Origin of the sequence: Paraburkholderia phenazinium, assembly GCF_900142845.1 — a bacterium.
GTDB lineage: Bacteria > Pseudomonadota > Gammaproteobacteria > Burkholderiales > Burkholderiaceae > Paraburkholderia > Paraburkholderia phenazinium_A.
Genome location: NZ_FSRU01000003.1, coordinates 370,101 through 385,030, shown reverse-complemented (window position 1 = coordinate 385,030; position 14,930 = coordinate 370,101). Strand labels below are relative to the sequence as shown.

The following is a 14,930-nucleotide window of genomic DNA, read 5'->3' as shown; positions in this document are numbered from 1 at the left end:
CTCCGTTAAAGTGAAACGCCCGTCAAGTTGCGAACCAGGTCTTTATATTTTTCTATCACTACGCGCTCGTCGAATTCGGCGGCGACTTTTTGCCGGCCGCGTTCGCCCATGGCGCGGCGCGCTGCGCCGCTCATGTCGAGCATCTGTGCGAGCCGCCCAGCCAGGCTCTCCGCATTGCGGACTTCGCACAGCAAGCCATTGACGCCGTCCGCGACCACTTCCCGGCAGCCGGGCACATCGGTCGCGACAATCGGCCGGCCCATCGCCGACGCTTCCATCAGCGTGCGCGGCACGCCCTCACGATACGAGGGTAATACGACACAATCCGCTGCGGCGATAAACGGCCGCACATCGTGCGCCTCGCCGAGATATTCGATCACGCACTCCTGCTCCCACGCGGCCACTTCGTCGCGCGTGATGGCACTGGGATTATCCACGCCCACCGGCCCGAGCAGACGGAAGCGCGCCTGTGGATAGCGCGCGCGCAAGCGTCGCGCGGCTTCCACGTATTCGCCCACGCCCTTGTCCCACAGCAGCCGGCCGATCAGCACGAAGTCGAAATGCGGCTTGTCCGGCAGCGGCGTGAAGGCGAACTGCTCGAGATCGACCCCTTCGCCGTGCAACAGGCGGGCGCGTTCCGGATGCACGAGCAGCTTCTGATCGACGAACGCGGCCTGATCGTCGCGGTTCAGAAACCAGACCTCGCGCGGAAAGCGGAACGCAAACCGGTACAGCTTTTTGGCGACCTGCGCGGCGCGGCTCTGCTGGATGAAGACGTAGCCGAGCCCTGTCGTCACCGCGACCGAATCGACGCCTGCCAGCTTAGCCGCAATCGAACCGTAGATGTTCGGCTTGATCGTATAGTGAAACACGATGTGCGGCCGGATGCTCCGGTAGCGGCGGAAGAGCGCCCACAGCGTGCGCAGGTCGTCGCGCGGATTGGTGCCTTTCGACGCCACCGGCAAGTCGATGCAGCGGCAGCCCATGGCGCCCAGCAGATCGAAGGTGCGGTCGCGCGGCGCCAGCACCGTCACTTCGACGCCGCGTGCGACCAGTTCGCGGATCAGCCCTTGCCGGTACGTGTAGATTGCCCACGCAGTATTGCAGACGAGTGTAATGCGCAGCGAAACGTTGGACTTCATGGCGGTTTGACAGGGGCTTTAGTTTTGATGGCCGGCGCGCGACGACGCAAACAGCCTGCGCTTGACGGCCTGCAACGCGCGATAGGGCGTGACCAGATGCAGCAGATTCTTCGCGAGCCCCAGCCAGTCGTACAGATTGCCGGCGTTGAAGTAGCGCAGTTGCAGCCGCAGCGTCGAGCTGACCTGGCGGCGTCGTTTGGTGGCGCTAATGCCGCCTTCGTTCAGCTCGTAGTACAGGCCCAGTTCGGGCAGGTTCGCGCAGTCGTAGCGCTCCATCAGACGCAGGAACAGATCGAGGTCTTCGGCCGAGCGGTAATCCGCGCGATAGTTGCCCACCTCGCGCACCGCGTCGATGCGCAGCGTCATGGACGGGTGCGCAAGGCAACTGCGATAAAAGCGCAGGCGGCGGATCGCCTGAGGCGCGGCGGGCGGTGTCAACATGAAGAGCGGCTGCCCGGCGCGCGTGACCACCTGGGTCCACATGCCGAGACCGGCCACTCGCGGGTTCGCTTCCAGATAGGCACGCTGCTTCGCGAGCCGGTGCGGCACGGTCAGATCGCCTGCGTCGATCCGTGCCGCATAACGAAAGCCGCGCTCGGCGAGAGCGTCGATGCCGGTCTGCAGCGCTTTCTCGATGCCGCCGTTTTGCGGCATGCGCAAGACTTCGATCATCAGGTTCGGCAGGGAAGGGGCGACGATCGGCGGCGTGCTGCCGTCGTCGACAATCAGCACGTGCACCGGCGCGTCTTCATCGAAAGAAGCCAGCGTGCGCTCGACGTCGGCCTGGCCGTTATACGCAGGCATCAACACGGCGACGTCGCCGAGGGCGGCATCCGACGCGCGAAGTGGGCCCGCAGGGTCTTGCGGACCGCGCGATGTGTGCGGCGCCGGCACAGGCACAGTCGAAGGCGACGGGTTGTGCGCGGAGGCGGATGAGTTCGTCATGAGCGCAGCTTGAGGCGGATGTAGTAGAGGTTGACTGAAGCGGCGGCCAGATAGCCCACCGCGAGTCCGACCAGCGCGCCATAGGCGCCGAGGCGTGGAATCGCCAGCAGGTTGACGACGAACGCCACGGCCAGCGCCAGCAGCCACTTCGCCAGCAACACGAACTTGGCCTGATATTTCAGCACGATCAGATTGCCGATCGCCTCGATGCCGGCCGGCACCGAAAGCCACACAGCCCAGCGGAAAATCCCGATCGAACCTTCGTAGTCCGGCCCGAACACGCGGCGGATGATGAGGCCCGCGAGCAGGTCGAGCACCACCGCCCCGCCGATCATCAAGGCCGCCGTCATGGCGGTCAGGCGCCACATGTTACGGCGCAGGTGAGCGGGTTCCTGCACGCGATAGACGAAGGCGGGCGCGATGGTCTGCGCGAGCATCAACGCGAGCGTGATCCAGTTCTCGTTGAGTTGCTGCGCGGCCGAATAGCGGCCGAGATTGGCAAACGAAATGGCCCGCTCCAGCATCAGCCGGTCGAGTTTCAGAAACAGGTACATGCAGATCAGGCCGAGCCAGAACACCGTGCCGGCGGTGGCGAAGTGGCGAAACAGCGAGCGGTCGAGATGCCAGCCGAGCGTGCCACCATGCCGCCTGATGTAATAGACGAGCAGCACGGCGCCGATCGCCGCCGACTCCAGCGCCCACAACCAGCCGAAGCGCGAAGGCGTAGTCGCGGCCCGCACCAGCAGATACACGAGCGCGGCCTTCACGACCGCGGTGCTCATGCTGGTGAGCAATTGCGGCTTGCTGTAGGTCATGCTCTGCAGCCACGAATTGATCACGCCCACGAACGGCTCGCGAAACAGCATCGTCACGGCCAGCCCGGCCAGCATGGCGCCGACCAGCGGATCGGTGAGTCCGGCGGCAATGCTGGTCCAGGTGAGCAGCAGCGCAGCGGCCGAGACCGACAGGCGCAGCGCAAAGGCGCTGCCGAGCACGGTGCCCAGTTGTTCGGGCGGTCGCTTGACGATGGTCGGCACGAGGATTTCGGCGCCGCACACCCAGGTGATGGGCGAGAGCACCAGCAGCAGCGTATTGGCGTATTGCCACTTGCCGAAGGTATCCGGGCCGAAGTAGCGCGCCAGCATGCCGCTGATGACAATGGCCACGGCGATCTGCGTGACCCGTTCCAGCCCGAGCCAGACGATATTCGCAAACGCCCGCGTGACGTCGGGATTGGCGAAGCGAGCGGATAAGCCTTTGAGCGTCAGCATCCAGCGCCTGCCCGCCCGGCCCGATACGACACGGCTGTCGGTGCAATTGCCCACCTGGCCGTCTGGAGCGGCAACTTTGCGAATGGAGGGCGTCTAAGCATTAGAATAGTCGTCTGTAAGGCGTGTCTGAAAAGCGCAATTATAAGTTGGAACCGGAGTGCCTCCGGCAAGGGCGCAGCGCGATGACCACTCATGACGCGGAACACCCCCAGAAGGTGCCGGTCAACTTTTCCAATGCACGCAAGTGAGCCAACCATGATTTCCAAATCTATCTTCAAGGCGTATGACATTCGTGGCGTGATCGGCAAGACACTCGACGTTGAGACCGCTCGTCTGATCGGCCGCGCGTTCGGCAGTGAAGTGCGTGCTCAAGGCGGCGACGCCGTCGTGGTGGCCCGCGACGGCCGCCTGTCGGGTCCCGACCTGATCGCGGCGCTCTCCGATGGGCTGCGCTCGGCGGGCGTCGACGTGGTCAACGTCGGCATGGTGCCGACGCCGGTGGGCTATTTCGCCGCGAGCGTGCCGCTCAAGCTGGCAGGTGGCGAGCGCCGCGTCGACTCGTGCATCGTCGTGACGGGCAGCCACAATCCGCCGGACTACAACGGCTTCAAGATGGTGCTGCGTGGCGCAGCCATTTATGGCGAGCAGATTCTCGCGCTGCATCAGCGCATCGTCGACGACAACTTCGCCAGCGGCGCCGGCAGCTATACGGACTACGACATCGCCGACGTGTACCTCGAGCGCATCGTCAGCGACATCAAGCTGGCGCGGCCGCTGAAGATCGTCGTGGATACCGGCAACGGCGTCGCGGGTGGCCTCGCGCCCAGGTTGTTCAGGAAGCTCGGCTGCGAGATCGTCGAACTGTTCACGGAGATCGACGGCACCTTTCCGAATCACCACCCGGACCCGGCTCACCCGGAAAACCTTCAGGACGTCATCAAGGCCCTGAAGGAGACCGACGCTGAAATCGGCTTCGCGTTCGACGGCGACGGCGACCGCCTCGGCGTCGTCACCAAGGACGGCCAGATCATCTATCCGGACCGTCAACTGATGCTGTTTGCCGAAGAAGTGCTGTCGCGCAACCAGGGCGCGCAGATCATTTACGACGTCAAATGCACGCGCAATCTGGCGAAGTGGGTGAAGGACAAGGGCGGCGTACCGCTGATGTGGAAGACCGGCCACTCGCTGGTGAAGGCCAAGCTGCGCGAAACCGGCGCGCCGCTGGCGGGCGAAATGAGCGGCCACGTGTTCTTCAAGGACCGCTGGTACGGCTTCGACGACGGCCTGTACACGGGCGCGCGTCTGCTGGAAATCCTCGCCCGCGTGGCCGATCCGAGCGCGCTGCTGAATTCGCTGCCCAACTCGCATTCCACGCCGGAATTGCAACTGAAGCTCGAAGAAGGCGAAAACTTCGAACTGATCGCGCGTCTGCAGAAGAGCGCCCAGTTCACCGGCGCGGATGACGTCGTGAAGATCGACGGCCTGCGCGTCGAGTACCCGGACGGTTTCGGTCTGGCGCGTTCGTCGAACACCACGCCGGTGGTTGTGATGCGCTTCGAGGCGGATAACGACGCCGCGCTCTCGCGCATCCAGGAAGACTTCCGCCGCGTGATTCTGGCCGAGAAGCCGGACGCCAAACTGCCGTTCTGACCGCTGCAACGGCGGCGGCGCGTGCAGCCGGCCAGAGGCTCGGCTGCACGCGCCAGGCTCGATCGGCGCCCCGCGCGGCGCGGTATCCACATACCGCGCCGCGTTTTTTCATGGTTTTTGCACGCGACGCGCTAAAATTGCCGTCCTTTCAACGCATCTTCTGGCCGGATGACCGGCGTTCCACTCCTTGAGCGTGCAAAAGATACTGATCGTGAGGGTGTCGTCGTTAGGCGACGTCGTTCACAACATGCCGGTGATCGCGGACATTCGCCGCCGGCATCCCGATGCACAGATCGACTGGCTCGTCGAAGAGAGCTTCGTCGGCCTGGTGCAGCTCGTGAGCGGCGTGCGCCGGGCCATTCCCGTCTCGCTGCGGCGCTGGCGCAAGCGGCTGCTGTCGCTGGAGAACTGGCGCGAGATCGGCGCGTTTCGCCGCGCGCTTGCCGCCGAGAAGTACGACCTGGTGATCGACTGCCAGGGGCTCATCAAGACCGCCTGGGTGGCCGGCATGGCGCGCGGGCCGGTGGTGGGCCTCGGTAATCGCACGGACGGCGCCGGTTACGAATGGCCGGTGCGTTTCTTCTACGACAAGCGCGTGCCGATCGAGCCGCGTACCCACGTCGTGGAGCGCACGCGCCAACTGGTCGCCGCCGCGCTCGACGATCCCAAACCCCAACCCACCGACGAGATCGACTTCGGCCTCGATACCGGGCGCGCGGCGCTGGCGCTGTCCGAGGCGAATCTGAACCTGCCGGTGCCTTACGTGGTGTTCGTGCATGCCACCTCGCGGGCCGACAAGCAATGGCCCGACGCCGCGTGGATCGAGCTGGGGCAGTCGCTGGTGCTGCGCGGCGCGTCGATCGTGCTGCCGTGGGGTAGCGACGCCGAGCGCGTGACCAGCGAGCGGCTCGCCAAGGAATTCGGCGCCGCGGCCATCGTGCCGCCGCGGCTGTCTCTGCCGGCGGTGGTGGGGCTGATCGAAGGCGCGGCGGCCACGGTTGGGGTTGATACAGGTCTAGTGCATATCGCGGCTGCGCTGAAGCGGCCTACGGTCGAGTTGTACAATTTCGCGACCGCCTGGCGCACCGGTGGCTACTGGTCGCCGAATGTCGTCAATCTCGGCACCGCCGGCCAACCGCCGACACTGCAGCAGGTGAAGGCCGCGCTGACCGCTTTCGGGCTGTTGTAACGCGAGGGCGGCTAACCGGCGACCGGCCTGGCGGCCGGCTGCGAACGACCGGCTGCGAACGACCGGCGACCGCAGCGGACCACCGGCCACCCGCATTACGCTCCATCCGCTTTCAAGGGCGACCATGAACGAAACCCAGATCATCGAAGTTGCAAGCGCTGACTGGCACGGACGCAACCTGTCCGTGCCGCGCGAGACGCTGCTGGCCGGCGTCGAACGCGGCAAGGTGCTGTATTTCCCCAATCTGCGCTTTGCGATCGAAGGGGGCGAGCAGGCGCTGCTCGACCCGGCGCTGGCCGATCCGAACCGCAAGAACATCAGTCTCGAACCGAACGGCGGCGCGCTGCATGGCGTGGTGGGCGACGCGGTGACGCAATCGGCTGTGCGCGCGTTGATTGCGCGTTATCAGGCCAATGCCCGCACGCTGGTGGACGGCCTCTTCCCCGAATACGACGGCAAGCTGCGCGTCGCGCCGACGAGCTTGCGGCTGCATCAGGTGGAAACGCGTCAAACCTCGTGGCGCAAGGACGATAGCCGCCTGCACGTGGATGCTTTCCCGTCGCGCCCGAACTACGGCGAGCGCATTCTGCGCGTCTTCACCAACGTGAACCCGCACGGCACGCCGCGCGTATGGCGGGTGGGCGAGCCGTTCGAGGACATGGCCAAACGCTTCCTGCCGGGCATCAAGCCGCAGATGCCGGGTTCGGCGTGGCTGATGAACCTGTTGCACGTGACCAAATCGCCGCGCAGCGAATACGACCATCTGATGCTGAATCTGCACGACGGCATGAAGGCCGATCTCGAGTATCAGAAGTCGAGCCCGCAGGAGACCATGCCGTTTCCGCCGGGCTGCGTGTGGGTGTGTTTTTCCGACCAGACTTCGCATGCGGTGATGTCCGGCCAGTTCATGATGGAACAGACCTTCTTCCTGCCGGTCAAGGCGATGGCGCAGCCCGAGTGCGCGCCGCTTGGCATCCTCGAACGCCTCAAGGGCAGGGCGCTGGTTTGAGCGCCGCCGGCTTTGCGCGGGGCTGCGCCAATTTCGATTTCAATGCGGACGTGAGCGCGGAGTGCGGATGCTAAGAGCCCTCTATAACGTGCTCTGGTGGATCGTGGCGCCGCTCGCGGTGCTGCGCCTGTTGATCCGTTCGCGCAAGGAGCGCGGCTATCGCGAGCATATCGGCGAGCGTTTCGGCCATACGCGCGGACGGCTGCCGGAAGACGACGCGCCGTTGATCTGGGTGCATGCGGTGTCGGTGGGCGAGACGCGTGCCGCGCAGCCGCTGATCGAGGCGCTGCTGAAAGCGCGGCCCGATGCGCGCATTCTGCTCACGCATATGACACCGAGTGGCCGCGCCACCGGCGAGCAACTCTTCGGCGACCGCGTGCTGCGCAGCTATGTACCGTACGACATGCCGCATGCCGTGCGACGCTTCCTGCGTGCGTGGCGGCCGTCGCTCGGACTCGTGATGGAAACCGAAGTGTGGCCGACACTGATCGACGAGTGCCGGCGGGCCGATGTGCCGCTGGTGCTCACCAATGCGCGGATGTCGGCGCGCTCGTTCAGGCGGGCGGCGAAGTTCGGCAAGGGCACGCGCGAAGTATTCGGCGGCTTCTCGCGGGTGCTGGCGCAGAGTCCGTCGGATGCCGAGCGTTTGACGGCGCTGGGTGCGCGCAACGTGGCGGTGCTCGGCAATCTCAAGTTCGACATGACCACGCCGCCTGAACTCGCGGCGCGTGGTCATGCGTGGCGTGCGGCGATCGGCAGCCGCCCGGTGTGGGTGGCGGCGAGCACGCGCGAAGGTGAGGAAGAGCTGGTGCTGCAGGCGTTTGCGGCGCTGGGCGTCGAGGACGCGTTGCTGATTCTGGTGCCGCGTCATCCGCAGCGGTTTAACGAAGTGGCGGCGCTGGTCGAGAGGATGGGGCTGCGTTATGAGCGTCGTTCGACGTGGGCGCCGGGTGCGGCGGGCGGCTCGGCGCAGGGTGTGGCGCGGGCGTTGCCGGCGAACGTGACGGTGCTGCTCGGCGATTCGATGGGCGAGTTGGGCGCTTACTATGCGGCGTCGGATCTGGCGTTTATCGGCGGGAGTCTGTTGCCGCTGGGTGGGCAGAATCTGATCGAGGCGTGTGGGGTGGGCGTGCCTGTGTTGATCGGGCCGCATGTGTTCAATTTTACGCAGGCCACGGCCGATGCGGTCGCGGCAGGGGCCGCGGTGCAGGTGCAGGATCCGGCGGATCTGGCCCGGGCGCTGCGCGAGCTGTTCAACGACAAGGCGCGGCGCACGGCGATGGGCGGCGCGGCGTCGGCGTTCGCCGCGCGCCATCGTGGCGCGACGGCGCGCACGGTGGATGTGTTGATGGCGTTGGTGCCGGAGTGATCGGCGCGGGGGCGCTGGGTGGTTTTGTGCGGCGGTAAATCGTATATTCTGCGAACAATGGCTATCGACGCTTACGCTGGCGCGCTGCCCAACGCTTTCTCCATGATCCACTTATGACGCTCTTTTCCGACCTTGGCTTCCAGTGGGACCGCGCAGCGATTCCAAACGATCTGCCAACCCATTCGACTAAACGGGTTTGCTTTCGCTTCCATCGGATGCTGCCGGAGTTCGTTTGGGATGCAAGCGTACTTGAGGGCAATCCGTTCACATTTCCCGAGGTCAAGACGTTGCTCGATGGCGTGACTGTCGGCGGCCGGAAGATATCCGATCAGGAGCAGATCCTGAATCTCGCGGACAGCTCGAAGTATCTACTGTTGCTTGTTCAACAAGAGCGGTTCGCACTGGATAAGGTGACGTTTTGCGATCTGCATCGCATTGTGGCGCGGAATGAGGCGCTCGAGTGGGGGGTGTTCCGTGGTGAGGGGGAAGAAACGCATTACACACCGGACGTAGCATTGGGGGAAAAAGGGCGTTACACGCCGTTGCCTACCATTGCAGGTGCCCCCGAACTGAATCGCGTTTTTGCGGCAGGCGCGCATGCGCTAACGGAACAGGTCGAGAATCCGTTCGAGCGAGGCTGTGCCTTTTTTCTTTTCGGCGCGCTGCAGCAGTTTTTCTTTGACGGAAACAAGCGCACGTCCCGCTTTATGATGAACGGCGTGCTGATGTCGAACGGCATTGATGCCATCAGTGTCCCGGCACAGCGCGCCGGCGATTTCAACGAAAAGATGGTGCACTTCTATACGTCGAAGGATGCGACCGAGATGATGGCCTTCCTCGCGCAATGCCATCCGGCGTCCGGGTAAGACGCACCGCGACGATCCGACGCGAGCGCTCAGATCAAACCGTCAACAACCCCTTCTTCTCGATAAACGCAATCACCTCATCCAGGCCGTCGAGCGCCTTCAGATTGCACATCACGAACGGCCGCTCGCCGCGCATCTTCTTCGCGTCGGATGCCATCACGTCGAGGTTCGCACCGACCATCGGTGCGAGGTCCGTCTTGTTGATCACCAGAATGTCCGACTTCGTGATCCCCGGGCCGCCTTTGCGTGGAATCTTTTCGCCGCCGGCCACGTCGATCACATAGATCGTCAGGTCCGACAGTTCCGGGCTGAAGGTTGCCGCCAGGTTGTCGCCGCCCGATTCTATGAAGACGATGTCCGCATCGGGGAAGCGCGTCAGCATGCGGTCGACGGCTTCCAGGTTGATCGAGGCGTCTTCGCGAATCGCGGTATGCGGGCAGCCACCCGTTTCCACGCCCATGATGCGTTCGGCCGGCAACGCGCCCGCCACCGTCAGCAGACGCTGGTCTTCCTTCGTGTAGATATCGTTGGTGATGGCGACGAGGTCGTAGCGGTCGCGCATCGCCTTGCAGAGCATCTCGAGCAGCGTGGTCTTGCCGGAGCCGACCGGGCCGCCGACGCCCACACGCAGCGGCGGCAGCTTCTTCGTACGATGAGCGGTGTGATGCTGAGGTGCGTTCATGATCGATATCTTCTATGAGCGGAAGAGCCGCGAGTATTGCGACTCGTGACGCGCCGACAGGATGCCCAGTTGCGGCGCGAAGGTGTTGATGTCGTCAGGGGTCGTGGCCAGTGCGCGTTGGACGGCGGCGTCGATAGGCGCACGCAGTGCGACGATGATACGTTGTCCTGCGAGTTGTCCGAGCGGGACGGCTTTTAACGCGGCTGCGGCCTGGTTTTCGACCCAACTGAAGGCGTAGGCGGCGAGTGCTGCGTCTGCGCAGACGTCGTGAGCATAAGCGGCGAACGCGAAGGCGGTGGGTTGCGCCAGGGGCGTCATGGCCGCCAGCGTGGCGCGGCGCTCGGCGTCGCCCCATTCAAGCGACACGCACAACTGCCGCAGCGACCAGCCCATCTGTTCCGTTTCGCGGCGCAGTTCGGCGGACTCGCGGCTCGCGAGGAATTCGCTGTTGGCAAGCGCGAGGCCTGTCGCGTCATGCGCTTGCCAGCGTTCGATCTGATGCGCGAGGAACGGCAGTTCGCCGAGCGCGAGGACGTCGGTGAGACCGCTCGCGATCCAGTCGCGGGCGCTGTCGGCGTCGGTGATCAGGTGCGCTTCGATGGCGGCTTCGAGACCCTGCGAATAGCTGAACGCGCCGATCGGCAGCGCCGGCGACGCGAGATGCAGCAAAGCCGTGAGTTCAGCGATGCGCATGCTTGGAATGGCCGTGATCGTGGCCGTGGTCGTGATCGCTGTGGTCGTGGGAATGGTCATGCCCGTGGTCATGATCGTGGCCATGATGCTCGCCATAAACCTGCTGCGCGAGCGCATAGTCCTCGGCAAAGGTCTCGTCATGCCCGTGCTTATGCCCACCGCCATAAGCCCCGGACTCCGGCTGAAACGGCAGCGTGACCTGCTCGACCAGCGCGCCGATCCGCTTGAGCATATCGGCGAGCACCGGATCGTATTCGAGCTTCAGATACTCCGCTCCCACCTCAACCGGCGTGTGCCGGTTGCCCAGATGATAAGCCGCCCGCGTGAGCGTCAGCCGGTCCCGCGCGGTGACCATCAACACCGCTTCGGCCGCGGCGACCACGCGTACCAGCGTGCCGTCTTGCGCCACCAGCACGTCGCCGTCGCGCAGCACCGTGCCGCGCGGCAACACTAGCGCCACCTCTTCACCGTTATCGAGCGTCGCCGCCAGACGGCTCTTGCGGCGCGCGTCGAAATCGAGCGTGAGCGTCGGCGCGCGCTTCACCAGTACGGCGGCGAGCTTGATCTTCGGATCGATCAGTTTGTCGATAGTGCGCATGGTCAGAACAGGAAGTAGCGTTGCGCCATCGGCAGCACGGTGGCCGGTTCGCAGGTCAGCAACTGGCCGTCCGCGACCACCTGATACGTTTCCGGATCGACGCTGATCGCCGGACGCCACGCGTTGTGGATCATGTCGGCCTTGCTGATGTTGCGGCAGTTCTTCACCGGCACGATGCGCTTGGTCAAACCGTAGCGCTCGGCAATGCCCGCATCCGCGCTCATCTGCGATACGAAGGTCAGCGAGGTGCGCGCCAAAGCGCCGCCGCGCGTCGCGAACATCTCGCGGTAGTGCACCGGTTGCGGCGTCGGGATGGAGGCGTTCGGATCGCCCATCTGCGCCATCGCAATCATGCCGCCCTTGAGGATCAACGACGGCTTGATGCCGAAAAACGCCGGTTCCCAGAACACCAGGTCGGCCCACTTGCCGGGTTCGATCGAGCCGACTTCGTGCGCAATCCCATGCGTGATGGCGGGATTGATCGTGTACTTGGCGACGTAGCGTTTGGCGCGGAAGTTGTCGGCGCGCGCGTTGTCCTCGGGCAGCGCGCCGCGCTGCACCTTCATCTTGTGCGCGGTTTGCCACGTGCGGATGATCACTTCGCCTACCCGTCCCATGGCCTGCGAGTCGGACGACAGCATCGACAGCGCGCCGAGGTCGTGCAGGATGTCTTCGGCCGCAATCGTCTCGCGGCGAATGCGCGACTCCGCAAACGCGATGTCTTCTGCAATCGACGGGTCCAGGTGGTGGCACACCATCAGCATGTCGAGGTGCTCTTCGAGCGTGTTGACGGTGTACGGCCGGGTCGGATTGGTCGACGAGGGCAGCACGTTCGCCTCGCCGCAGACCTTGATGATGTCCGGTGCGTGGCCGCCGCCTGCGCCTTCGGTGTGGTACGTGTGGATCGTGCGGCCCTTGAAGGCAGCCACCGTCGCTTCGACGAAACCGGCTTCGTTGAGCGTATCCGTATGGATGGCGACCTGGGTGTCGGTGTCGTCGGCGACGGACAGGCAGTTGTCGATCGCCGCCGGCGTCGACCCCCAGTCCTCGTGCAGCTTCAGACCGATCGCGCCCGCGGCGATCTGCTCGGTAGCGGGATCGGGCAGGCTCACGTTGCCCTTGCCGAGAAAGCCGATGTTCATCGGATAGCCGTCGGCGGCCTGCAGCATGCGTTCGAGGTGCCACGGCCCCGGCGTGCAGGTGGTGGCATTGGTGCCGGTTGCCGGACCCGTGCCGCCGCCGATCATCGTCGTCACGCCGCTCGTGAGGGCTTCGTCGATCTGCTGCGGGCTGATGAAGTGGATGTGCGTATCGATGCCGCCCGCCGTCACGATCAACCCTTCGCCGGCGATCACTTCGGTGGCCGCGCCGATCGCAATCGTCACGCCGGGTTGAATGTCCGGATTGCCGGCCTTGCCGATTGCGAAGATACGGCCATTCTTGATGCCGATATCGGCCTTGACGATGCCCCAGTGATCGAGGATCACCGCGTTGGTCACGACCGTATCCACGACGTCGGCGTGCACGCGTTGCGACTGGCCCATGCCGTCGCGAATCACCTTGCCGCCGCCGAATTTCACTTCTTCGCCGTAGGTCGTGTAGTCGCGTTCGATTTCGATCAGCAAATCGGTGTCGGCGAGTCGCACGCGATCGCCGGTCGTGGGGCCGAACATTTCCGCGTATGCGCGGCGGCCAATGCGTAAAGTCATGGTGTGAAATCCGGAAAGTGGCAGGACGGGTGTGCGCAACGCGCGCTGACGACGGGGCTCATGCCACGCCTCAGAGCGGTCCCATGACCTTGCCGTTAAAGCCGTAGACGACGCGGTTGCCTGCCAGCGCGACCAGTTCGACGGTGCGCTCCTGGCCGGGCTCGAAACGCACGGCGGTACCTGCCGCGATATTCAGCCGGAAGCCGCGCGCCGCTTCGCGATCGAACGACAGCGCCGGATTCACTTCATAAAAATGGTAGTGCGAACCAATTTGCACCGGACGGTCGCCGGTGTTCGACACGGTGACCGTGACCGTCGCGCGGCCCGCGTTGAGTTCGTGCTCGCCGTCGTCGGTGAGAATTTCGCCGGGAATCATCAGGGGCTCCGGGGCGGGGTCAAGGAATCGGATGGTGGACGGTCACGAGCTTCGTGCCGTCAGGGAAGGTGGCTTCCACCTGAATGTCCGGAATCATTTCCGGCACGCCTTCCATCACGTCGTCGCGCGTGAGTAGCGTGGTGCCGTAGTGCATGACTTCGGCGACCGTCTTGCCGTCGCGCGCCGCTTCCATCAGCGCCGCCGAAATGAACGCAATCGCCTCCGGGTAATTCAGTTTCAGGCCGCGCGCGCGGCGGCGCTCGGCCAGCAGCGCGGCTGTGAAAATCAGCAGCTTGTCCTTCTCGCGGGGTGTCAGCTTCATCGGATATGTGGTTGGGTTGCGCCCGTTCCAGAGGGGCCAGGCGTCGGATGCCATCGGAGGCGTGCGTCGCGGTGTCCGCCCTGAGACCGGCACAGGACGAACCGCGACAAGCTTACCGCCAGATCAGTTTACAAAGATATCAAGTAAAACTAACGATGTGCTTACAGCGTTGCGGGCAGCGGCGCGCCGAACCACTTCTTCGACATGGTGTTGAGCGTGCCGTCGGCCTTGGCTTGGGCGATGGCGGCGTTGACCTTCTCCAGCAGCCGGCTTTCATTTTTATTCATGCCGACGAAGCATGGTGAATCCTTTATGACGAACTTGGGTTCTGGGCGACGTGGCGGATTCTTCGCATTGATGGCCGCGGCGACGATATTGCCGGCGGCGATCAGTTGCACCTGACCGGAGAGGAACGCGGCGATGGTGGCGTTGTTGTCTTCGAAACGCTTGATGGTGGCGTTCGGCGCCATCTGCGTGAGGGCGATTTCTTCGAGTGCGCCGCGCGTCGCGCCGACCGTCTTGCCGGTGAGATCGGCCGGGCCGCTCACCTTGATGTCGGCGGGGCCGAACACGCCCTGATAGTAGGGGGCGTAGGCGTTCGAGAAGTCGATTACTTTCTCGCGGTCGGGGGTCTTGCCGAGTGATGAGATCACCAGGTCGACTTTATTGGTCTGTAGATAGGGGATGCGGTTCGCGCTGTTGACCGGGACCAGTTGCAGTTTGACGTTCATCGACTTGGCGAGCAGCGCGGCCGTGTCGATGTCGTAGCCTTGCGGTTGCATGTCGGGGCCGACTGAGCCAAACGGTGGATAGTCCTCGGGGACAGCGACTTTTAGTACGCCGGCTTTGGTGATGGTGTCCAGGGCGTCGGCGTGGGCCGCTGGTGTCGTTAATGCCAGGGCCGGTGCGAGCAGGAGGGTGGCGAGCCAGGTGCGGCGCGCACGGCGGTGCGATGGTTGGGTCATGTCTGTCTAAGCGGTGGTGGGCGGAGCTGGGTGGTTGCCGTCTGGTGCGGCAGTGTTCGTGGTGCTTTTGCGAGCAAGGTGTATGCCAGAGGGGTGGGGCTGCGCATGCTCGGGGTTTTCGGTGGGCTTGCACCTCTTCTGGGC

General features: G+C 64.5%; 15 protein-coding genes. 5 read left to right on the top strand and 10 right to left on the bottom strand.

Going from position 1 to position 14,930, the window contains the following annotated elements; translation table 11 throughout:
- Positions 1-5 precede the first annotated feature (5 nt).
- The 3 genes from BUS12_RS35315 to BUS12_RS35305 all read right to left on the bottom strand — a co-directional run bounded on the left by BUS12_RS35315 (position 6) and on the right by BUS12_RS35305 (position 3,358).
- Positions 6-1,142 carry a glycosyltransferase family 4 protein gene (locus tag BUS12_RS35315; RefSeq protein ID WP_074302138.1) on the bottom strand — a complete coding sequence of 379 codons (1,137 nt, stop codon included), beginning with the start codon at positions 1,140-1,142 and terminating at the stop codon, positions 6-8.
- Positions 1,143-1,160: 18 nt separating this feature from the next.
- Positions 1,161-1,946, bottom strand: a complete 786-nt coding sequence (locus tag BUS12_RS35310; protein ID WP_074302757.1) for a glycosyltransferase — start codon at positions 1,944-1,946, stop codon at positions 1,161-1,163.
- 137 nt (positions 1,947-2,083) lie between these two features.
- Positions 2,084-3,358, bottom strand: coding sequence for an oligosaccharide flippase family protein (locus BUS12_RS35305; protein ID WP_074302137.1), 1,275 nt, complete (start codon positions 3,356-3,358; stop codon positions 2,084-2,086).
- 255 nt (positions 3,359-3,613) lie between these two features.
- Between BUS12_RS35305 and BUS12_RS35300 the strand changes: the two genes are divergently transcribed.
- The 5 genes from BUS12_RS35300 (at position 3,614) to BUS12_RS35280 (ending at position 9,441) form a co-directional block, all read left to right on the top strand.
- Positions 3,614-5,008: a phosphomannomutase/phosphoglucomutase gene (locus BUS12_RS35300; protein ID WP_074302136.1), complete on the top strand. Its 1,395-nt coding sequence runs from the start codon at positions 3,614-3,616 to the stop codon at positions 5,006-5,008.
- Between the two features lie 187 nt (positions 5,009-5,195).
- Positions 5,196-6,197 carry a lipopolysaccharide heptosyltransferase I gene (gene waaC, locus BUS12_RS35295; RefSeq protein WP_074302135.1) on the top strand — a complete coding sequence of 334 codons (1,002 nt, stop codon included), beginning with the start codon at positions 5,196-5,198 and terminating at the stop codon, positions 6,195-6,197.
- A gap of 124 nt (positions 6,198-6,321) precedes the next feature.
- Positions 6,322-7,206: a Kdo hydroxylase KdoO gene (locus BUS12_RS35290; protein WP_074302134.1), complete on the top strand. Its 885-nt coding sequence runs from the start codon at positions 6,322-6,324 to the stop codon at positions 7,204-7,206.
- 67 nt (positions 7,207-7,273) lie between these two features.
- Positions 7,274-8,575, top strand: a complete 1,302-nt coding sequence (waaA, locus tag BUS12_RS35285; protein ID WP_074302133.1) for a lipid IV(A) 3-deoxy-D-manno-octulosonic acid transferase — start codon at positions 7,274-7,276, stop codon at positions 8,573-8,575.
- 113 nt (positions 8,576-8,688) lie between these two features.
- Positions 8,689-9,441, top strand: coding sequence for a Fic family protein (locus BUS12_RS35280; RefSeq protein WP_074302132.1), 753 nt, complete (start codon positions 8,689-8,691; stop codon positions 9,439-9,441).
- Between the two features lie 34 nt (positions 9,442-9,475).
- On the opposite strand, the gene ureG is transcribed toward BUS12_RS35280, so the two are convergent.
- From ureG to BUS12_RS35245, 7 genes are all read right to left on the bottom strand, one after another.
- A complete protein-coding gene (gene ureG, locus BUS12_RS35275; protein ID WP_074302131.1) occupies positions 9,476-10,123 on the bottom strand; it encodes an urease accessory protein UreG in 648 nt (215 codons plus the stop codon).
- Positions 10,124-10,135: 12 nt separating this feature from the next.
- A complete protein-coding gene (locus BUS12_RS35270; RefSeq protein WP_074302130.1) occupies positions 10,136-10,816 on the bottom strand; it encodes an urease accessory protein UreF in 681 nt (226 codons plus the stop codon).
- A complete protein-coding gene (gene ureE / locus BUS12_RS35265) occupies positions 10,803-11,414 on the bottom strand; it encodes an urease accessory protein UreE (RefSeq protein ID WP_074302129.1) in 612 nt (203 codons plus the stop codon). The genes BUS12_RS35270 and ureE overlap by 14 nt, the downstream gene beginning before the upstream one ends.
- A 2-nt stretch (positions 11,415-11,416) precedes the next feature.
- Positions 11,417-13,123, bottom strand: coding sequence for an urease subunit alpha (gene ureC, locus BUS12_RS35260; protein ID WP_074302128.1), 1,707 nt, complete (start codon positions 13,121-13,123; stop codon positions 11,417-11,419).
- A gap of 70 nt (positions 13,124-13,193) precedes the next feature.
- Positions 13,194-13,499, bottom strand: coding sequence for an urease subunit beta (locus BUS12_RS35255; RefSeq protein ID WP_074302127.1), 306 nt, complete (start codon positions 13,497-13,499; stop codon positions 13,194-13,196).
- A gap of 19 nt (positions 13,500-13,518) precedes the next feature.
- The gene (gene ureA / locus BUS12_RS35250) at positions 13,519-13,821 is read right to left on the bottom strand and encodes an urease subunit gamma (RefSeq protein WP_074266173.1); all 303 of its coding nucleotides are present in this window, start codon (positions 13,819-13,821) and stop codon (positions 13,519-13,521) included.
- A gap of 161 nt (positions 13,822-13,982) precedes the next feature.
- The gene (locus BUS12_RS35245) at positions 13,983-14,786 is read right to left on the bottom strand and encodes a transporter substrate-binding domain-containing protein (RefSeq protein ID WP_074302126.1); all 804 of its coding nucleotides are present in this window, start codon (positions 14,784-14,786) and stop codon (positions 13,983-13,985) included.
- Positions 14,787-14,930: the final 144 nt, after the last annotated feature.

What these genes read in the sequence shown, in the direction of transcription:
- BUS12_RS35315 (WP_074302138.1), bottom strand. Translation starts at nt 1,142, where the DNA reads ATGAAGTCCAACGTTTCGCTGCGCATTACACTCGTCTGCAATACTGCG.
- BUS12_RS35310 (WP_074302757.1), bottom strand. Translation starts at nt 1,946, where the DNA reads ATGCCTGCGTATAACGGCCAGGCCGACGTCGAGCGCACGCTGGCTTCT.
- BUS12_RS35305 (WP_074302137.1), bottom strand. Translation starts at nt 3,358, where the DNA reads ATGCTGACGCTCAAAGGCTTATCCGCTCGCTTCGCCAATCCCGACGTC.
- BUS12_RS35300 (WP_074302136.1), top strand. Translation starts at nt 3,614, where the DNA reads ATGATTTCCAAATCTATCTTCAAGGCGTATGACATTCGTGGCGTGATC.
- BUS12_RS35290 (WP_074302134.1), top strand. Translation starts at nt 6,322, where the DNA reads ATGAACGAAACCCAGATCATCGAAGTTGCAAGCGCTGACTGGCACGGA.
- waaA (WP_074302133.1), top strand. Translation starts at nt 7,274, where the DNA reads ATGCTAAGAGCCCTCTATAACGTGCTCTGGTGGATCGTGGCGCCGCTC.
- BUS12_RS35280 (WP_074302132.1), top strand. Translation starts at nt 8,689, where the DNA reads ATGACGCTCTTTTCCGACCTTGGCTTCCAGTGGGACCGCGCAGCGATT.
- ureG (WP_074302131.1), bottom strand. Translation starts at nt 10,123, where the DNA reads ATGAACGCACCTCAGCATCACACCGCTCATCGTACGAAGAAGCTGCCG.
- BUS12_RS35270 (WP_074302130.1), bottom strand. Translation starts at nt 10,816, where the DNA reads ATGCGCATCGCTGAACTCACGGCTTTGCTGCATCTCGCGTCGCCGGCG.
- ureE (WP_074302129.1), bottom strand. Translation starts at nt 11,414, where the DNA reads ATGCGCACTATCGACAAACTGATCGATCCGAAGATCAAGCTCGCCGCC.
- ureC (WP_074302128.1), bottom strand. Translation starts at nt 13,123, where the DNA reads ATGACTTTACGCATTGGCCGCCGCGCATACGCGGAAATGTTCGGCCCC.
- BUS12_RS35255 (WP_074302127.1), bottom strand. Translation starts at nt 13,499, where the DNA reads ATGATTCCCGGCGAAATTCTCACCGACGACGGCGAGCACGAACTCAAC.
- ureA (WP_074266173.1), bottom strand. Translation starts at nt 13,821, where the DNA reads ATGAAGCTGACACCCCGCGAGAAGGACAAGCTGCTGATTTTCACAGCC.
- BUS12_RS35245 (WP_074302126.1), bottom strand. Translation starts at nt 14,786, where the DNA reads ATGACCCAACCATCGCACCGCCGTGCGCGCCGCACCTGGCTCGCCACC.